The sequence below is a fragment of the Paludibacter sp. genome (assembly GCF_009712605.1).
Lineage (GTDB): Bacteria > Bacteroidota > Bacteroidia > Bacteroidales > Paludibacteraceae > Microbacter.
In genome coordinates this window covers 560,979-579,462 of record NZ_WASO01000001.1, presented here as the reverse complement: position 1 = coordinate 579,462, position 18,484 = coordinate 560,979, and the positions used below count along the sequence as shown (strand labels likewise).

Here is an 18,484-nt window from a genome sequence, read left to right as displayed (position 1 = left end):
CTTTCGTAATCTTTGTTTTCACAGCATTGAGCAGGATTACAATTTGAGTATAAGCTGCTCTTTTTGCTGTATATTTATTCACAAAAGTCATTTTTTTTGCATAAAATCACATGTTTTCACGTCAAAAATTTTGACATCACGTAAAAAATTCGGACATTTGTACCCGAAAAAAGAATAATCTGTAACGTATTGTCATGTCAATCTTAAAAAAACACAGCATTGGCATAGATACATGACAATAATGCAAAGCCAAATATCAAAATGGAACAACAAAGAATGAACTATCCGAACTTTCCACAGCCCCAAGGCTTGTACCATCCTGAAAATGAAAAAGACGGATGTGGAGTAGGCTTAGTGGTGAATATCAAGGGCGGCAAATCGCATGATATCGTTGAAAACGGATTGCAAGTGCTTGAGCACATGATGCACCGCGGAGCTGAAGGTGCAGACAACAAGACCGGAGACGGAGCCGGAATTTTAGTGCAGATTCCTCACGAATTTATTCTTCTGCAGGGAATTCCTGTTCCGGAAAAAGGCAAGTATGGAACAGGATTATTTTTTCTTCCGAAAAACGAATCCGACCAGAAAACTCTCCTTTCAATTATCAAGAAAGAAATTGAAAAAGAAGGGCTTACATTGACACATATTCGTAATGTCCCTGTTGACAGCGAAGTATTGGGAGAAGTTGCTCTGGCCGCAGAACCCGACGTAAAGCAGCTGTTCATCACCGGAGGGAACGATCAGCTTGCTTTGGAAAGAAAACTGTATATCGTTAGAAAGAAAATCGAAAAAGCTATTCTTGACTCCAATATTCAGGAAAAAGGACAGTGCTATATCGTGAGCCTTTCCACACAAAAGATTATCTACAAAGGGATGTTATCTTCCATTCAGTTGAGAAGCTACTTCCCTGACCTGACAAACCCATATTTCACCAGTGCACTGGCATTGGTTCACTCACGTTTTTCCACCAACACCTTCCCAACCTGGGCGTTGGCTCAGCCATTCCGCATGTTGGGTCACAACGGTGAAATTAACACCATCCGTGGTAACCGCAGCTGGATGGAATCACGTAAGAGTGTTCTAAATCCGGAAGAACTCGGCACGATGGAAAACCTCGAGCCGCTGATTCAGCCGGGCATGAGTGATTCGGCATCGCTTGACAACGCATTGGAATTTTTCGTAATGAGCGGAATGAGCATTCCTCATGCACTCGCGATGATGGTTCCCGAAAGTTTCAACGACAAAAATCCGATTTCTCCCGAACTGAAAGCGTTCTACGAATACCATAGTATCTTCATGGAACCGTGGGATGGGCCTGCAACTTTGCTGGTTTCCGACGGTCGTTACGCTTGCGGCACACTCGATAGAAACGGTTTGCGTCCTACCCGTTACCTCATCACCAAAGATGATGTGATGGTAGTTGCTTCCGAAACCGGTGTATTAACCATCGATGCTTCACAAATCAAAGAAAAAGGTCGCCTTCGTCCGGGTAAAATCCTGATGGTGGATACCGAAACCGGCACTGTTAAATACGATGCCGAAATCAAGGAAGAACTGGCTAACGAACATCCGTATAAAACATGGCTCGAAAAGAACCGTGTAATTTTGAGCAAATTGTCATCCGGTAGAACTGTAAAAAACACCGTTGACAACTACGAAACAATGTTGCGCGTCTTCGGGTACAACCGCGAAGATATCGAACGTATCATTCAACCACTGGGTGTTACAGGTGTTGAACCGACCGGTTCGATGGGTAGCGATATTCCTTTGGCAGTAATGTCAGACCAGCCACAACGCTTGTTCAACTATTTCCGTCAGCAGTTTGCTCAGGTAACCAATCCTCCTATCGACCCGATTCGTGAAGAGTTGGTTATGTCCACCACAAACTATATTGGTTCTATCGGTGGAAACATCCTGAAACCGTCGGCAGAACACTGTAAAGTAGTTCGCCTCCCGGTTCCTGTATTGACCAACACCGAACTGGACATTTTGTGCAACCTGAAATACAAAGGATTTACAACCAAGCGCCTGCCAATGTTGTTTGATGCCGCTGCCGGCACCAAAGGCATGGAAGAAGCTATCGACAGCCTTTGCAAACAAGCAGAACAAGCCGTTGACGAAGGTATCAATTATGTAATCCTGAGCGACCGTGGCGTTAGTACAGAAAAGGCTCCTATCCCTTCTCTGCTGGCACTTTCAGCTGTACACCATTACCTCAACGACAAATGTAAACGTGCACAAATCGCGTTGATCGTTGAAACAGCAGAAGCTTACGAAACAATGCACATTGCACTGTTGGTTGGTTTCGGAGCAAGCGGCGTGAACCCATACATGGCATTTGCAGTATTGAATGACCTTGTAAACCGCAAAGAAATCCAACTCGACTTTGCAACAGCCGAAAAGCACTTCCTGAAAGCAATCCACAAAGGTTTGCTGAAAGTGATGTCGAAAATGGGTATCTCTACGATTAAGAGTTACAACGGTGCCAAAATATTTGAAGCAATCGGTCTTTCAAATGACCTCCTTGAAAAATATTTCAGAGGAATGTCTTCTAAAATTGAGGGTGCGGATCTTAGCGACATTACCAATGACATCCTGAAATCTCATAAAAAAGGTTTTGAAAGCGACGTGGTTAACGACTTGCTCGACAACTACGGCAACTACGCTTATCGTGTTACCGGTGAACAACACGCCTGGAATCCGGAAACGATTTCAAAACTTCAGTTGGCAACCCGCTTGGGAAGCTACAAGAAGTTCAAAGAATATTCCAAATTCGTTAACGAGAAAGAACACCCTATCTTCCTCCGCGACATGATGGAGTTCAAGAGAAACCCGATCGACATTTCGTTGGTTGAACCGGCAAGCGAAATCACCAAACGTTTTGTTACAGGTGCTATGTCATACGGCTCTATCAGCCGCGAAGCTCACGAAGCAATGGCAATGGCAATGAACAAAGTGGGTGGTAAGAGTAATACCGGTGAAGGTGGTGAAGACCCCGAACGTTACAAACCAAGACCTGACGGTACTTCTACACGTAGTGCCATCAAACAGGTTGCTTCGGGACGTTTCGGTGTAACAACCCACTATCTGGTTAACGCTGACGAAATTCAGATCAAGATCGCTCAGGGTGCAAAACCGGGTGAAGGTGGTCAGTTACCGGGCTTCAAAGTTGATGAGATGATTGCAAAAACACGTCACTCAATCCCTGGCATCTCGTTGATTTCACCTCCGCCTCACCACGATATTTATTCAATCGAAGACTTGGCTCAGCTCATCTTCGACCTGAAAAACGTAAATCCTAAAGCTCGCATCAGTGTAAAACTGGTGTCTGAAACAGGAGTTGGCACAATTGCTGCCGGTGTTGTGAAAGCGAAAGCCGACATGGTACTGATTAGCGGTTGCGAAGGTGGTACAGGTGCAAGTCCGATGAGTTCCATCCGTCATGCCGGTCTGCCCGCAGAATTAGGTTTGGCTGAAACTCAACAGGTATTAGTTCTGAACAACCTCCGTGGCAAAGTAAGACTACAATCCGATGGTCAGGTGAAAACCGGACACGATATTGTTACAATGGCTCTACTCGGTGCTGAAGAATATGGTTTTGCAACCAGTGCCCTGATTGTTTTGGGTTGCGTACTGATGCGTAAGTGTCACCTCAATACCTGTCCGATGGGCGTTGCCACACAGGACGAAAAAATGCGGAAACATTTCGTAGGTCGCTACGAATATCTCGTTAACTTCTTCAATTTCTTGGCAGAAGAAGTTCGTGAATGTCTGGCTGAACTCGGATACACCAAACTGGACGACATTATCGGACGTTCCGATCTTCTCGTTCCGAAACAATATCCGGCAAGTTCGAAACTGAGCAAAATTGATTTATCAAAAATCCTCTATCGCCCCGAAGAAGCAAAAGCAAATGCCACCCGTAAGGCTGTAGAACAAGATCATAAAATAGACGAAATCCTTGACCTTAAATTGATTAAGGCTTGTAAACCGGCTCTGGAATCAAAAATGGCAGTTCAATTGAACTACAAGATCGACAATACTGACCGTGCTGTTGGTGCCATGTTGGCTGGGAAAGCTACTGAATTAAACGGAGAAGAAGGTTTACCGGAAGGAACTATCAACATTACCTTCAACGGTTCGGCAGGACAAAGCTTTGGAGCATTCCTCGTTCCGGGCATCACTTTCCGTCTCGAAGGAGATGCGAACGACTACCTTGGTAAAGGTTTGTCGGGTGGTAGAATTGTTGTTGTTCCTCCTGTTGGAACTACCTTCAAATCGAACGAAAACATTATCGCAGGTAACACGTTGCTTTATGGCGCTACTACCGGCGAAGTGTATATCAGCGGTCAGGTAGGCGAACGTTTCTGCGTAAGAAACAGTGGAGCTATCGCCGTTGTTGAAGGTGCCGGAGACCACTGCTGTGAATATATGACCGGTGGCCGTACCGTAGTTCTTGGAACAGTAGGACGTAACTTTGCAGCCGGTATGAGTGGCGGTATCGCTTACGTTTGGAACAAAGACGGCAATTTCGACTACTTCTGTAACATGGAAATGGTAGAACTGTCGTTGGTGGAAGAAGCTGTTGACAACAAAGAACTATACGATCTCATCGAAGCACATGCCCGCTATACAGGCAGTGTTGTTGCAAAAGAAATGCTTGCCGACTGGGACAACTACGTTGATCAGTTCATCAAGGTAATGCCTATCGAATACAAAAAAGTTCTTCATGCACAACGTCTTGCGGCGCTTGAAGCTAAGATTGCAAGTGTAGAACGTGATTATTAATGGTTTGAGTAAAAGGAGGAGAGACGACAAAATCGTTTCTTCTCTGATGTCAGACGGAAAAAAGAAATTGTAAATAGTAAATTGAAAATAAGATAATGGGAAACCCAAAAGCTTTCATGAGTATCGATCGTAAAGAGGCCGGCTACCGGCCTGTTGACGAACGGGTATGCGATTTTTCCGAAGTTGAACAAACTCTCAACATTGAAGATCGCAAGTTACAGGCATCACGCTGTATGGATTGCGGCGTGCCCTTCTGCCACTGGGCTTGTCCGCTGGGTAACAAGCAGCCTGAATGGCAGGATCTTGCCTATAAAGGAAAATGGTTACAATCATATAAAGTACTGACTTCTACCAATGATTTTCCGGAATTCACAGGTCGTATTTGTCCTGCTCCATGCGAAAAATCATGCGTTTTGAAGTTGCATGAACAGCCTGTCACCATTCGTGAAAACGAAGCTGCTGTTGCGGAAAGAGTATTTATCGAAGGGTTAATCAATCCTATCATTCCGAAACAACGCACAGGAAAGAAAATTGCGGTAATCGGATCAGGCCCTGCCGGTTTGGCTTGCGCTAACCGCCTCAACCGCAAAGGACATACCGTAACCGTATTTGAAAAAGACGAAACCATCGGAGGTCTTCTCCGCCTTGGTATTCCTGATTTCAAACTGCACAAATCTGTAATCGATCGTCGTATCGACCTGATGAAAACAGAAGGTATTGAATTTAAGACATCTGTCAACATTGGAGTTGACGTTACCACAAAAGAAATTCTGAAAGAATACGATGCTGTTTGTGTAGCAATCGGAGCCGGAGTTCCGCGTGACCTGAAAGTTCCGGGACGCGAATCCAAAGGAATTTATTTTGCTCTTGAATTCTTACAACAACAAAACCGTGTCATTGCCGGAGTACAGATTCCAGATGCAGAAAGAATCAACGCCAAAGGTAAACATGTACTGGTAATCGGTGGTGGCGATACAGGATCTGACTGTGTTGGAACATCTGTTCGTCAAAAAGCAGAAAAGATCACACAGATCGAAATTATGCCCAAACCTCCGGTTGGTTCAAATCCTGAAACACCGTGGCCTCTCTACCCGATGGTTTTGAAAACATCATCGTCGCACATGGAAGGTTGCGAACGTCGCTGGAACCTTGACACACTGCGTTTCCTCAGCGAAAACGGACAGGTAACCGGCGTTGAAGTAGAAGAAGTAGAATGGACAAAAGACGAAAACGGTCGTATGAATTTGAAACGTACCGGAAAAGTCGACACCATCAAAGCTGATTTGGTATTCCTTTCAATGGGATTTGTTCATCCGCTCTACGAAGGCTTGTTGCAGGAATTAGGCGTAGAACTGAACGAACGCAAAAATGTTGCGGTTGACGGTTCACACCAAACATCAATAAACAAAGTGTTTGCTTCCGGTGATGCCGCTCTGGGCGCATCTCTGGTCGTACGTGCCATCGCTTCGGGTCGTGACACTGCCGAAAGTATCGACGAATTCTTGAAGGCTTGATTTACTTCCCTCTCAGCATATTTCGGTAAGCAGATACCAGGTTATCAGTAGAAGGTGGTTCCTGATACCTGCTTACCATTTATATGAGTTCTCCCGGTCGTCCCGACCGGCTCATATAAAGCTACTTTCTGTATCAGAGTGTGTTTTCTGCCGTCCGGAGCCCTTCCGGAACTAAAACCTACCGCTTATGCAAAACAACATTCTACCCAACACTTTTTATTCCGAATATCAAAAACGGCTTACCGAAGTACGTTCACACCTGAACCGTCCTTTAACATTGGCCGAAAAAATATTATACGTTCACCTCTTTGACTCAAAAGAACTCAAATCTTATGAAAGAGGTTCAGATTATGCTTATTTTGCTCCCGATCGGGTAGCCATGCAGGACGCAACGGCTCAAATGGCATTGCTCCAGTTTATGAATGCCGGCAAAAGCAAGACGGCCGTTCCTTCATCAGTGCATTGCGACCACCTGGTTACTGCCAAAGTAGGAGCTTCCGACGACCTTCATTCGGCCAATATTACCAACAAAGAGGTATACGATTTCTTACTCTCCGTTTCCCAAAAATACGGCATCGACTTCTGGAAGCCCGGTGCCGGTATTATTCATCAGGTAGTACTCGAAAATTATGCATTCCCTGGTGGAATGATGGTGGGTACCGATTCGCACACGCCCAACGCCGGCGGATTGAGCATGATTGCCATCGGCGTAGGTGGTGCCGACGCTGTCGATGTGATGGTGGGCATGCCCTGGGAACTGAAGATGCCGAAACTTATCGGGGTAAAACTCACCGGTCGCATGAATGGCTGGACTTCACCCAAGGATGTAATTCTGAAACTGGCCGGTATCCTTACCGTAAAAGGAGGAACCAATGCCATTATAGAATATTTCGGCGAAGGCCTTTCCTCTCTGTCGGCAACCGGCAAAGCCACCATTTGCAACATGGGAGCCGAAGTGGGTGCCACCACTTCTATCTTCCCGTTCGACGAAAAGACAGCCTATTATCTGAAAGCTACCGGACGCGCCGATATTGCCGAGCAAGCTGCTGCTGTAGCTGTCGATTTGCAGGCCGACGCAGAAGCTATTGCTGCTCCCGAACAATATTACGACCGGGTAATCGAGATCAATCTCGACGAACTGGAGCCGTATATCAACGGTCCGTTCACTCCCGATGCAGCCCATCCGATTTCCGAATTCGTGAAGATCGTCAAGGAAAAAAATTATCCCGAAACGGTGGAAGTCGGACTGATCGGCTCCTGCACCAACTCATCGTACGAAGATTTGGCCAAAGCGGCATCGATTGCCCGTCAGGCCAACGAAAACAACATAGAAACGAAAGCGAAATTCATTCTTTCGCCGGGTTCGGAGAAAGTGCGCGCCACGGCTGAGCGGGATGGTTTGCTGGCTCCGTTCGAACAGTTTGGCGGACTAATCATGGCCAACGCCTGCGGCCCCTGTATCGGGCAATGGAAACGTCAGACCGACGATCCTCAGGCGCTGAACTCTATCGTTTCGTCGTTCAACCGCAACTTTGCGAAACGTGCCGATGGCAACCCGAACACCTATCACTTTGTGACATCGCCGAATCTGGTTACTGCATTGACATTGGCCGGCCGACTGACATTCAACCCGTTGACCGACACCATCACCAACAAAGAAGGAAAAGCAATCAAATTGCAGGAACCTGTTGGTGACGAGCTACCTTTAGAGGGATTTGCCCAGGCTGAATCAGGTTGTTTGAAACCTTCTGCCGATGGTTCGTCTATCGAAGTCAAAATTGCTCCCGATTCGCAACGCCTGCAAAAATTGCAACCGTTTGCGCCCTGGGACGGCAATGATTACAAAGGATTGGCTCTTCTGATAAAGACGCAGGGTAAATGCACCACCGACCATATTTCGATGGCAGGCGAATGGTTACGTTTCCGCGGTCACCTTGAAAACATCTCGGACAACCTGCTGATGGGGGCCGTCAACGCCTTTAACGAAAAAACCAACGAAGTACTCAATCCGCTTGACGGTTCGTACGGGAAAGTGTCGCAAGTAGCAAAAACGTTGAAAAGCCAAGGCATTTCGTCGATTGTAGTTGCCGAAGAGAACTACGGGGAAGGTTCTTCACGCGAACATGCAGCCATGGAGCCCCGTTTCCTTGGAGTAAAGGCGATCCTTAGCAAATCGTTTGCCCGCATCCACGAAACAAACCTGAAAAAACAGGGGTTGCTGGCGTTGACATTTGCCAATGCTTCCGATTACGACAAAGTGAAAGAAAACGATACGATCGACATTCTCGGCCTGACCGAATTTGCTCCGGGCAAGCCTTTGACGATAAAATTGCATCATGCAGACGGAAGCGAGGAAAGCTTTGCCGCCAACCACACTTACAACACAGAACAAATCGAATGGTTTAAGGCGGGTTGTGCGCTGAATATGATGAAGATTTGAGGATGTGAAAATTTGGGAATTTGAGAATGAATTGGTTGTAACTTTTCTCATTTCCATAACTTTCTTAATTCCGGCAGTTTCAGAATCGTAAATCGTAAATGAATAAATTGTAAATGAAAATTTCTTGTACAAACGGTCAACTGACCGTACCCGATATAGTTACCATCCCGTTTATTGAAGGCGATGGTATTGGCCCCGAAATAACCGGGGCTGCTCAAAAGGTAATCAATGCTGCTGTAACGAAAGCCTATAACGGCAAACGCTCCATCGAATGGAAAGAAGTGTTGGCTGGTGGCAAAGCATTCGAGCAAACCGGCTCCTGGTTGCCCGACGAAACCCTGACTGCCTTTCAGGAGTACCTCATCGGCATCAAAGGCCCGCTGACCACCCCGATTGGTGAAGGCATCCGTTCGTTGAACGTGGCGCTGCGCCAGACACTTGATCTGTTCGTCTGTCTGCGTCCGGTGCGCTGGTTCAAGGGCGTTCCCTCTCCGGTGATTCACCCGGAAAAGGTCAACATGTTTATCTTCCGCGAAAACACCGAAGATATTTATGCCGGTATCGAATACATGACCGGCGATGCCAACTGTGAGAAGTTTAAGAAATTTCTGATCGAAGAGATGGGCGTGAAGAAAGTCCGCTTTCCTGAAACATCTTCTTTTGGGGTAAAACCTGTCTCGAAAGAAGGCTCTGAACGTCTGGTTCGTGCCGCTATTCAGTTTGCCGTCGACCGCAAATTGCCTTCTGTAACACTGGTTCACAAAGGCAATATCATGAAATTCACCGAAGGAGCCTTTAAAAACTGGGGCTACAAACTGGCAGAAGCCGAATTTGGAGATAAAGTGTTCACGATGGCCGAATACCTGCAAATAAAGAAAAGCGAAGGGAAAGAGGCTGCAGATGCGGTTTATAAGCATGCCGTCAAAGAAGGCAAGATCATTGTGAAAGATGTGATTTGCGACGCGTTCCTGCAAGAATCGTTACTGCATCCGGAGGAACACTCGGTAATTGCCACCATGAATCTGAATGGCGACTACGTTTCCGACCAGCTGGCTGCCTGCGTGGGTGGAATCGGGATAGCTCCGGGAGCAAACATCAATTATAATTCAGGTCATGCTATCTTTGAGGCAACTCACGGCACCGCTCCTGATATTGCCGGTACGGGCAAAGCAAATCCTTCGTCGCTACTCTTATCGGGTGTAATGATGCTCGACTATCTGGGATGGAACGAAGCTTCGACATTGATCGAAAATGCTCTTGAAAAACTGATGGCCGAACGGAAGATGACGGCAGATCTCTATTCTCAAACGGAGAATGCCACCCTGCTTTCGACAAGCGAATATGCGGATGCGCTGATCAGTTTGTTATAAATCGAAAATTCTGGTACACTAAAATATCTTGTGGCATCCCCACATTTTAACAAAGCAACAGACCGGAGTGAAATTACCCGCGTCTGACGAGAGAAAGAACCTGTAGTATTAATTTTATAACATGAAAGGTTATGAGTACAGATGACATCATTAAAAAGCTGACTGATTCTATTAAAGTTACAAGTCACATCGACAACGAGCTTTTTATCAAATATAATGTAAAGCGTGGTCTGCGTAACGAAGACCACTCCGGAGTATTGGTCGGATTGACCACCATCGGCGATGTTGTGGGTTACGAACGACAGGAAGGCGGACCGCTGAAAGCCATTCCCGGCAAATTGATCTACCGCGGCATTGACGTGGAAGACATCGCCGAATCGTTACAAAAAACCCACCGTTTTGGTTTCGAAGAAACTGTATTCCTTCTGTTGGCAGGCTATTTACCGTCCAAAGAAGAACTGGAGTCTTTCAACGAACTGATTTCTGAGCAACGCCGTATCGAAGACATGTCGAAGTTCAGCATTCTGCAATTGCAGGGACACGATATCATGAATATTCTGGCTCGTTCCGTCATGATTATGTACACCTTCGACGAAGATGCAGACAACACGTCGCGCGAGAACCTGATGAAACAGGCAGTGTCGCTTATTGCCAAATTCCCGACCATTATCGCTTATGCGTACCACAGCATGCGCCACACCTACCAGGGAAGAACTATGGCAATTCGTCACCCTAAGGACAACCTCTCGATTGCAGAGAATTTTCTATATATGCTCAAAGGGCCGGATAATTACACAGAATTGGATGCCCGCATTCTGGACATGGCACTGGTACTTCATGCCGATCACGGCGGAGGTAACAACTCGACCTTCACCATCCGTGTTACCAGTTCGTCGGGAACCGACACCTATTCGTCAGTAACTGCGGCCATCGGATCGTTGAAAGGACCATTGCACGGGGGGGCCAACCTCAAGGTTATTGATATGTTCAACCACCTGAAAGAGGCCATTTCCGACTGGAGTAACGAAACCGAAATCAAAGAATATCTTTTGAAGATGCTCCGCAAAGAAGCCTATAACCGTACCGGTCTCATTTACGGTATCGGCCATGCCGTTTATACCATTTCCGATCCGCGTGCTGAAATTTTGAAAGTGATGGCCCGCGATTTGGCAAAAGAAAAAGGGCGCGAAGATGAATTTGCATTCCTCGAGCTGATCGAAAAGCTGGGCGTGGAAACCTTTATGGAGTTCAAAGGAAACAACGTTAACAAGCGCGTTTGTGCCAACGTTGACTTTTACTCCGGATTTGTTTACGAAATGATTGGTCTGCCGAAAGAAGTCTTTACTCCGATCTTTGCCATGGCACGTATTGCCGGTTGGATGGCACACCGGATTGAAGAGCTAAACTTTGATAGCAAGCGAATTATCCGTCCGGCTTATAAAAACGTAGCAGATCGGAAAGATTACGTAGAGCTGGAACAACGAAGCCGAAAATAAGCTAAAAAGATGGTGGTTGCTGTCTGTGGCGCCACCATCCAATATTAACGTATTGTAACAAATAATAAATGCGATTAAAATGTGTATCTTTTTGAAATAAAAATACCCAAAAAACATCGAATATCAATATAGTTTGTACCTTTGCATCATGTAAATAATTTATTTCAAAAGAGATAATATTCTATATAAGAAATATTTAACTACACAACCAATATAACCCTCATGTCGAAAACAGCAAAAGTAATTGAATTGGATCAAGTGGTTGTTCGATTCTCCGGCGACTCTGGCGATGGAATGCAGCTCACCGGCACACTTTTTTCCAATTTGTCAGCCATTCTTGGCAACGAAATCTCCACATTTCCTGACTATCCTGCCGAAATTCGCGCTCCGCAAGGAACTCTAGGCGGCGTATCAGGTTTTCAGGTTCACCTCGGTGCACAAAAAATCAACACTCCGGGCGATCAGGCCGATGTTTTAGTAGTTATGAACCCGGCAGCCTTGAAAGTAAACGTAAAAGCTATCAAACCGGGTGGTGTAATTCTTTTTGACGAAAACACCTTTGACGAATCAGGCTTGAAAAAAGCAGGTTTTGTCACCGACAATCCATTCGAAGAACTCGGATTGAAAAACGTTCAATTACTGGGCGCTCCCCTCACCGACCTGACAAAACTAAGTCTCGAAAACAGCGGTTTTGACAACAAAACGATTGTTCGCTCAAAGAACATGTTTGCTCTCGGTCTGGCTTGTTGGTTATTCAACCGTCCTATCGACAAAGCGCAACATTTCCTGGAAACCAAGTTTGCAAAGAAACCGGCTATTCTTCAAGCCAACCTCAAAGTATTGATCGATGGGTTCAACTATGGTAGCAACACACATGCTGCTGTATCGACATATCATATCGGCAAATCAGAAATTGACAAAGGACGATATACAAGCATCAACGGAAATAAAGCAGTAGCTTTCGGTTTGATTGCAGCAGCAGAAAAAGCAGGTTTGCAGCTATTCCTTGGCAGCTATCCTATAACACCGGCAACTGACGTTATGCACGAACTTGCTGCACGCAAGGATTTGGGCGTACGTGTTGTTCAGTCGGAAGACGAAATTGCAGGTATCTGTACCGCTATCGGTGCAAGTTTTGCCGGGAATTTGGCAGCCACTTCTACATCGGGCCCCGGCTTGGCACTGAAGAGTGAAGCTATTGGCTTGGCTGTGATGGCAGAATTACCGCTGGTGATCGTTGATGTTCAGCGTGGCGGACCGTCTACCGGACTTCCTACCAAAACAGAACAGGCAGACCTTCTGCAAGCGCTTTACGGCCGTAACGGAGAATGTCCTTTGGTTGTAATTGCAGCCGGAACACCGGACGATTGCTTCGACTATGCCTTTATGGCGGCTAAAATTGCGGTAGAACATGTAACTCCGGTTATCTTGTTAACCGACGGTTTCATTGCCAATGGTACTTCTTTGTGGAAATTGCCAAAACTGAGCGAATATCCCGCTATCGTTGCTCCACGTCCGACAGAACCTGCCGAAACATGGAAAGCATACATGCGCGATCCGGAAAAGCTGAACCGTTACTGGGTGGCTCCGGGAACTCCGGGTTATAATCACCGTGTCGGAGGTCTTGAAAAAGATTTCCTGACAGGTGCTATCTCGACCGACCCGAAAAACCATCAGAAAATGGTTGACGTACGTCAGGCCAAAATTGATAAAATTGCAGATTATATCCCAGAACTGGAAGTTTACGGCGATGCTTCGGCCGACACCCTTATCGTGGGTTGGGGCGGAACTTGCGGTCACCTGCGTTCGGCAGTTGACAAGTTGAACGAAACCGGCAACAAAGCGGCTTTGGCGCATTTCAACTACATTATGCCGTTACCAAAGAATACCCGCGAGGTTCTTTCTAAATACAAGAAAATCGTTGTTTGCGAATTAAACAGCGGCCAGTTTGCCTCTTATCTCCGTTCGCAACTTCCTGAAATTTCCATTTCTCAATTCAACAAAGTTCAGGGACAACCATTTGAAGTTCATGAAATCGTTGAACATATAACATCTCTTTAATCTGCCAATTATGAGTTCTCAAACATATACAGCTCAAGATTTTAAAAGCGACCAATACGTTCGCTGGTGCCCGGGTTGCGGTGACTTTGCCATTTTGAATTCTATTTACAAAGCAATGGCAGAACTGGGCGTTGACCCATCTCAGACAGCGGTGATCTCCGGTATCGGATGTTCTTCCCGTCTGACTTATTACATGAACACATACGGTTTTCACACCATTCACGGACGTGCAGCGGCTGTTGCGACCGGTGTAAAATCGGCCAACCCGGATTTAACCGTATGGCAATTCACCGGTGACGGCGACTGTCTGGCTATCGGTGGAAATCACTTTATTCATGCTGTTCGTCGCAACATCGATATCAACATCGTATTGCATAACAATGAGATTTACGGCCTCACAAAAGGGCAATATTCTCCGACATCAAAAAAAGGATTGATTACCAAATCTTCTCCTTTCGGAACGATTGAGCGTCCTTTCCGTCCTGCAGAATTGACTTTCGGGGCACGCGGAACATTCTTTGCACGTACCATTGACGTTGACACAAAAGGATCGACCGATGTAATGGTGGCTGCTGCCAAGCACAAAGGGACTTCGGTTGTAGAGGTATTGCAAAACTGCGTTATTTTCAATGACGGCGCTCACAAAGAGATCAGCTCCAAAGAAGCCCGTGCCGAAAAAACCATTACGTTGGAACACGGAAAACCAATGCTTTTCGGCGCAGACAATGAAAAGGGTCTCATGCTCGACGGTTTCAACCTGAAAGTGGTTACCTTGGGAGAAAATGGCATCACAGAGAAAGACATTCTGGTACACGATGCCACTACCGAAGATAATACTTTACATCTGAAACTGGCTAACATGACAGGTCCTGATATGCCTGTGGCAATGGGCGTGATCCGGAATTTCGCCACAAGCACCTATAACGATGAGCTTGTTCAACAAATTGAAGAGGTTCAGGCGAAATCTAAGATCAAGACTTTTGACGACTTATTGAAGAGCCTCGATTCCTGGGAAATCTGATAAAATTAACTATGAACAATTGACGAAAGAAATTTACTGCGTATCTTTGCCACGCGTAAATTTCTTTTGTCATTTATAACCGTATAAACCGTAAAACATAATGAGACAAGCATTAACAGCCACTGAATTTAATTTTCCCGGGCAAACGGGAGTCTATCACGGGAAAGTGCGCGATGTATACAGCATCGGAGATCTTTTGGTGATGGTTGCTACCGACCGAATTTCTGCATTTGACGTTGTATTACCGAAGGGAATTCCTTTCAAAGGACAAATGTTGAACCAGATTGCCGCCAAATTTCTGGATGCCAGCTCTGACATTTGCCCAAACTGGAAACTCGCCACACCTGATCCGATGGTAACTGTCGGTGTTCGTTGCGCTTCGTATCCGGTTGAAATGATTGTACGCGCTTATCTTTGCGGAAGCGCCTGGCGTGCTTACAAAAGCGGTGTTCGCGAAATTTGCGGTGTAAAGCTACCTGATGGCATGCGTGAAAACGAAAAATTTCCACAACCCATCATCACTCCGACAACTAAAGCTGAATTGGGTCTCCATGACGAAGACATCTCGAAAGAAGAGATTATCAAACAAGGTTTGGTTTCAGCTGATGAGTATGCTGTTTTGGAAAAATACACGCTGGCATTGTTTGCCCGTGGAACCGAAATTGCTGCAGAACGCGGACTAATCCTGGTCGACACCAAATATGAGTTTGGTAAATACGATGGTAAAATCTATCTGATCGACGAAATTCACACCCCCGACTCTTCGCGTTACTTCTATGCAGAAGGATATCAGGAACGATTTGAAAAAGGCGAAGCTCAAAAACAGCTTTCCAAAGAGTTTGTTCGCGAATGGTTGATGGACAATGGGTTTCAGGGTAAAGAAGGACAGAAAGTTCCTGAAATGACCGAAGAAATTGTAACTGGCATCAGCGAACGTTACATCGAATTGTTCGAGAACATCACCGGTGAATCATTTGACAAAGCCGACACCACCAACATTTCGGAAAGAATCGAAAAGAATGTATTGAATTATCTTGCAACCCGTTAAGGGCTGCAAGGTTTTTATCTGCAATTACAAGCTTTATCAAGCAAGTGATAAGACACCTTCACAACACCCTCGACTATCAGGTCGGGGTGTTTTGAATAATACGGTGAATACCCATCCAGATAATCACTTGTCCCGAAATGATACTTCCCTTCAAATCTCAAGTCGATGATTTTTGTAATGGGAAAACGCAGTCCTAATCCTGCAATAAAATTTATTCCTCCCCCGCTTTTTGAAAGCTTATCACCCTTATTGGGACGACCGGAAGTCGGAGAGAAACTCTGATCGGAAACACTGGCTCCAATCAGCCCCACTCCACCTACTAAATACAAGTCAATAGGAATTCGTTGTTCTGAAAAGAAAGAGAACATTTCAAAATTTACCAATCCTGAAACTTCTCCGATAAAAGCAGAGTATTTATAATCGCGGGGATGCCGGGTAAAATCGCGGGTACCCTGATACTTTTGCAATCCGATATTAGCCACGTATGCCAGACCGGCCATAAGGTATTTCCGGTATTCAACCGTATATATCGTCCCCACATCCTGTTGAATAAAATCTTTGAAAAATCCATGTGCCGAATATGTAGCTGCCGCATCACTGAACATGTAACCATAGCCAATTCCAACAGAGATGGAATGTTCATGTGCCTCATAGTCATAACCCTGAGCTGACACATTAAAGCATGACCCTATAAGAATCATAGCCATTAACGCTATAATCTTTACATATTCCCTCAATTTCATGAATTTTTTTTATTCCTCTATAGATTTTGGTTGTGTTTCGAATATTATTTGTGCCTCATAAACAATAGCACCGGCGTTCCCGTAAATTCCCACATACTTCGCAATTTATTTTCGAGGAACCTTATGTATGGATCTTTTACGTATTGTGGCAAGTTGGCAAAAAACACAAATGTAGGAACTTGCGTATCGGGCAACTGCGTCACGTATTTTATCTTTATATACTTACCTTTAGTTGATGGTGGCGGGTAATTTTCTATCAGAGGAAGGAAGAATTCATTCAACTTATTAGTTGATATTCTTCGGGTCTTATTTTGATAAACAGCAACTGCGGTTTCCACCACCTTAAAAATACGCTGCTTGGTAAGCGCCGATGTAAATATAATAGGAAAATCCGTAAATGGAGCTAAACGTTCCCGAATTGAGTTTTCAAAAGCCTTAATATCCTTCACTTCTTTACTGTCCACAAGGTCCCATTTATTCACACACACAACTAACCCCTTGCGGTTTTTTTGTATCAGAGAGAATATATTCAAATCCTGGCTCTCAATTCCACGGGTAGCATCAATCATCAGGATACAAACATCAGAACTTTCAATAGCCCGTATCGCTCTTAAAACCGAATAAAACTCAAGATCTTCATTTACCTTGCTCTTTTTCCGGATTCCGGCTGTATCTACCAAATAAAAGTCATGTCCGAATTTATTATAGCGCGTATAAATCGAATCTCTTGTCGTTCCGGCAATATCAGTTACGATAGCACGTTCATCCCCAATCAGTGCATTTACGAGAGATGATTTTCCTGCATTAGGACGCCCTACAACTGTAAATTTTGGCAGGTCTTCGAGATCCTCCTCTTCGGCCTCGCTTTTCAGATGGGCTAAAACTTCGTCCAGAAGCTCACCGGTTCCCGATCCGTTTACGGCTGAAATCACAAACGGATCGCCCAATCCGAAGGCATAAAATTCTGCTGCCTGATACTGCAAATCAAAAGTATCTGCTTTGTTTGCGATCAACACCACTGGCTTTTTGCCTCTTCGCAATATACTTGCAACCTGTAGATCCAGGTCGGTAATCCCATTCAGAATATCTACAACAAAAAGAACGACATCAGATTCTTCAATAGCTATAGAAACCTGACGTTTAATTTCCTCTTCGAAAATATCGTTTGAGTTCACCACCCAACCTCCGGTATCAATCAGGGAAAACTCTCTTCCGTTCCATTCAACTTTCCCATACTGACGATCACGGGTAGTGCCCGCTTCTTCGTTTACGATGGCTCTACGGGTTTTGGTCAAACGATTAAAAAGAGTTGATTTTCCGACATTAGGTCGGCCTACGATAGCTACAATATTGCTCATGAATTATGGTTATTAATCTGATGCTCAATCGCATCAACTTGAAAAAACGACTTTGGTTGTTTCTAAATGCAAAACAAAGTAGTTATTGTTTTGCCGGAACTTTAATTTTATCACGTACCACGTACAAATCCCGTTTCACCTGAGGATAAGCCTCCCCTATCTCCGATTTCAGCTGTAGAGCCTCCTGCATTGTACGGCAGTTACCGGCTCTGACTTTCCAGAATGGAGAATGATACGACACATAGACCGGAACATTCGGAAGCATTTGCTGAAATTCTTCTTCAATCCGGAAAGCCTCTGATTTGGCTGTCTTTTGAATATTACTGGAATAAACCTGTACCCGATAGCCCGGCACGTCGATCGTATTGACTACCGCCAACGATTCGACAGTTCCGACTGAATTTTCGTTTGTTTGTGTTTGTGTCGCCGCTTTTTTCTTAACGCCATACACCAAAGACTCAATTCTTTGATCCTGGTGAACTTTAACGACGCCTTTTGCAGAGGTATCCTTACTCTCCAAATGAGAGAAAATGTTTTGAGCAGACACACATAATACACTAACAAACAATACACTAAACACAACAACTTGTTGTTTCACTGATCTTTTCGGCATACTAACAAAATATTTTGCAGCACAATACGCAC

At 45.2% G+C, this 18,484-nt stretch carries 11 protein-coding genes; 8 read left to right on the top strand and 3 right to left on the bottom strand.

Features of this window, described 5'->3' with window-relative positions; translation table 11 throughout:
* Positions 1–261 precede the first annotated feature (261 nt).
* The 8 genes from gltB to F8N35_RS02105 all read left to right on the top strand — a co-directional run bounded on the left by gltB (position 262) and on the right by F8N35_RS02105 (position 15,738).
* Positions 262–4,788, top strand: coding sequence for a glutamate synthase large subunit (gltB, locus tag F8N35_RS02140; RefSeq protein WP_293049701.1), 4,527 nt, complete (start codon positions 262–264; stop codon positions 4,786–4,788).
* Positions 4,789–4,883: 95 nt separating this feature from the next.
* The gene (locus F8N35_RS02135; protein WP_293049700.1) at positions 4,884–6,302 is read left to right on the top strand and encodes a glutamate synthase subunit beta; all 1,419 of its coding nucleotides are present in this window, start codon (positions 4,884–4,886) and stop codon (positions 6,300–6,302) included.
* A gap of 187 nt (positions 6,303–6,489) precedes the next feature.
* A complete protein-coding gene (locus F8N35_RS02130) occupies positions 6,490–8,742 on the top strand; it encodes an aconitate hydratase (RefSeq protein WP_293049699.1) in 2,253 nt (750 codons plus the stop codon).
* A 113-nt stretch (positions 8,743–8,855) separates the two neighbouring features.
* Positions 8,856–10,112 carry an NADP-dependent isocitrate dehydrogenase gene (icd, locus tag F8N35_RS02125; protein WP_293049698.1) on the top strand — a complete coding sequence of 419 codons (1,257 nt, stop codon included), beginning with the start codon at positions 8,856–8,858 and terminating at the stop codon, positions 10,110–10,112.
* Between the two features lie 131 nt (positions 10,113–10,243).
* A complete protein-coding gene (locus tag F8N35_RS02120) occupies positions 10,244–11,608 on the top strand; it encodes a citrate synthase (RefSeq protein WP_293049697.1) in 1,365 nt (454 codons plus the stop codon).
* A gap of 222 nt (positions 11,609–11,830) precedes the next feature.
* Positions 11,831–13,669 (top strand): 2-oxoacid:acceptor oxidoreductase subunit alpha, encoded by a 1,839-nt coding sequence (locus tag F8N35_RS02115; protein ID WP_293049696.1) that lies wholly within the window; start codon positions 11,831–11,833, stop codon positions 13,667–13,669.
* 10 nt (positions 13,670–13,679) lie between these two features.
* The gene (locus tag F8N35_RS02110) at positions 13,680–14,690 is read left to right on the top strand and encodes a 2-oxoacid:ferredoxin oxidoreductase subunit beta (protein WP_293049695.1); all 1,011 of its coding nucleotides are present in this window, start codon (positions 13,680–13,682) and stop codon (positions 14,688–14,690) included.
* A gap of 100 nt (positions 14,691–14,790) precedes the next feature.
* The gene (locus F8N35_RS02105) at positions 14,791–15,738 is read left to right on the top strand and encodes a phosphoribosylaminoimidazolesuccinocarboxamide synthase (protein WP_293049694.1); all 948 of its coding nucleotides are present in this window, start codon (positions 14,791–14,793) and stop codon (positions 15,736–15,738) included.
* Between the two features lie 14 nt (positions 15,739–15,752).
* Here F8N35_RS02105 and F8N35_RS02100 read toward each other — a convergent pair whose 3' ends face one another.
* The 3 genes from F8N35_RS02100 to F8N35_RS02090 all read right to left on the bottom strand — a co-directional run bounded on the left by F8N35_RS02100 (position 15,753) and on the right by F8N35_RS02090 (position 18,452).
* On the bottom strand, positions 15,753–16,481 hold the full coding sequence (locus F8N35_RS02100; protein ID WP_293049693.1) for a hypothetical protein: 729 nt from the start codon (positions 16,479–16,481) through the stop codon (positions 15,753–15,755).
* A gap of 44 nt (positions 16,482–16,525) precedes the next feature.
* On the bottom strand, positions 16,526–17,839 hold the full coding sequence (gene der, locus F8N35_RS02095; RefSeq protein ID WP_293049692.1) for a ribosome biogenesis GTPase Der: 1,314 nt from the start codon (positions 17,837–17,839) through the stop codon (positions 16,526–16,528).
* An 82-nt stretch (positions 17,840–17,921) separates the two neighbouring features.
* Complete coding sequence (locus tag F8N35_RS02090; RefSeq protein ID WP_293049691.1) at positions 17,922–18,452, bottom strand: SPOR domain-containing protein; 531 nt, start codon at positions 18,450–18,452, stop codon at positions 17,922–17,924.
* Positions 18,453–18,484 lie beyond the last annotated feature (32 nt).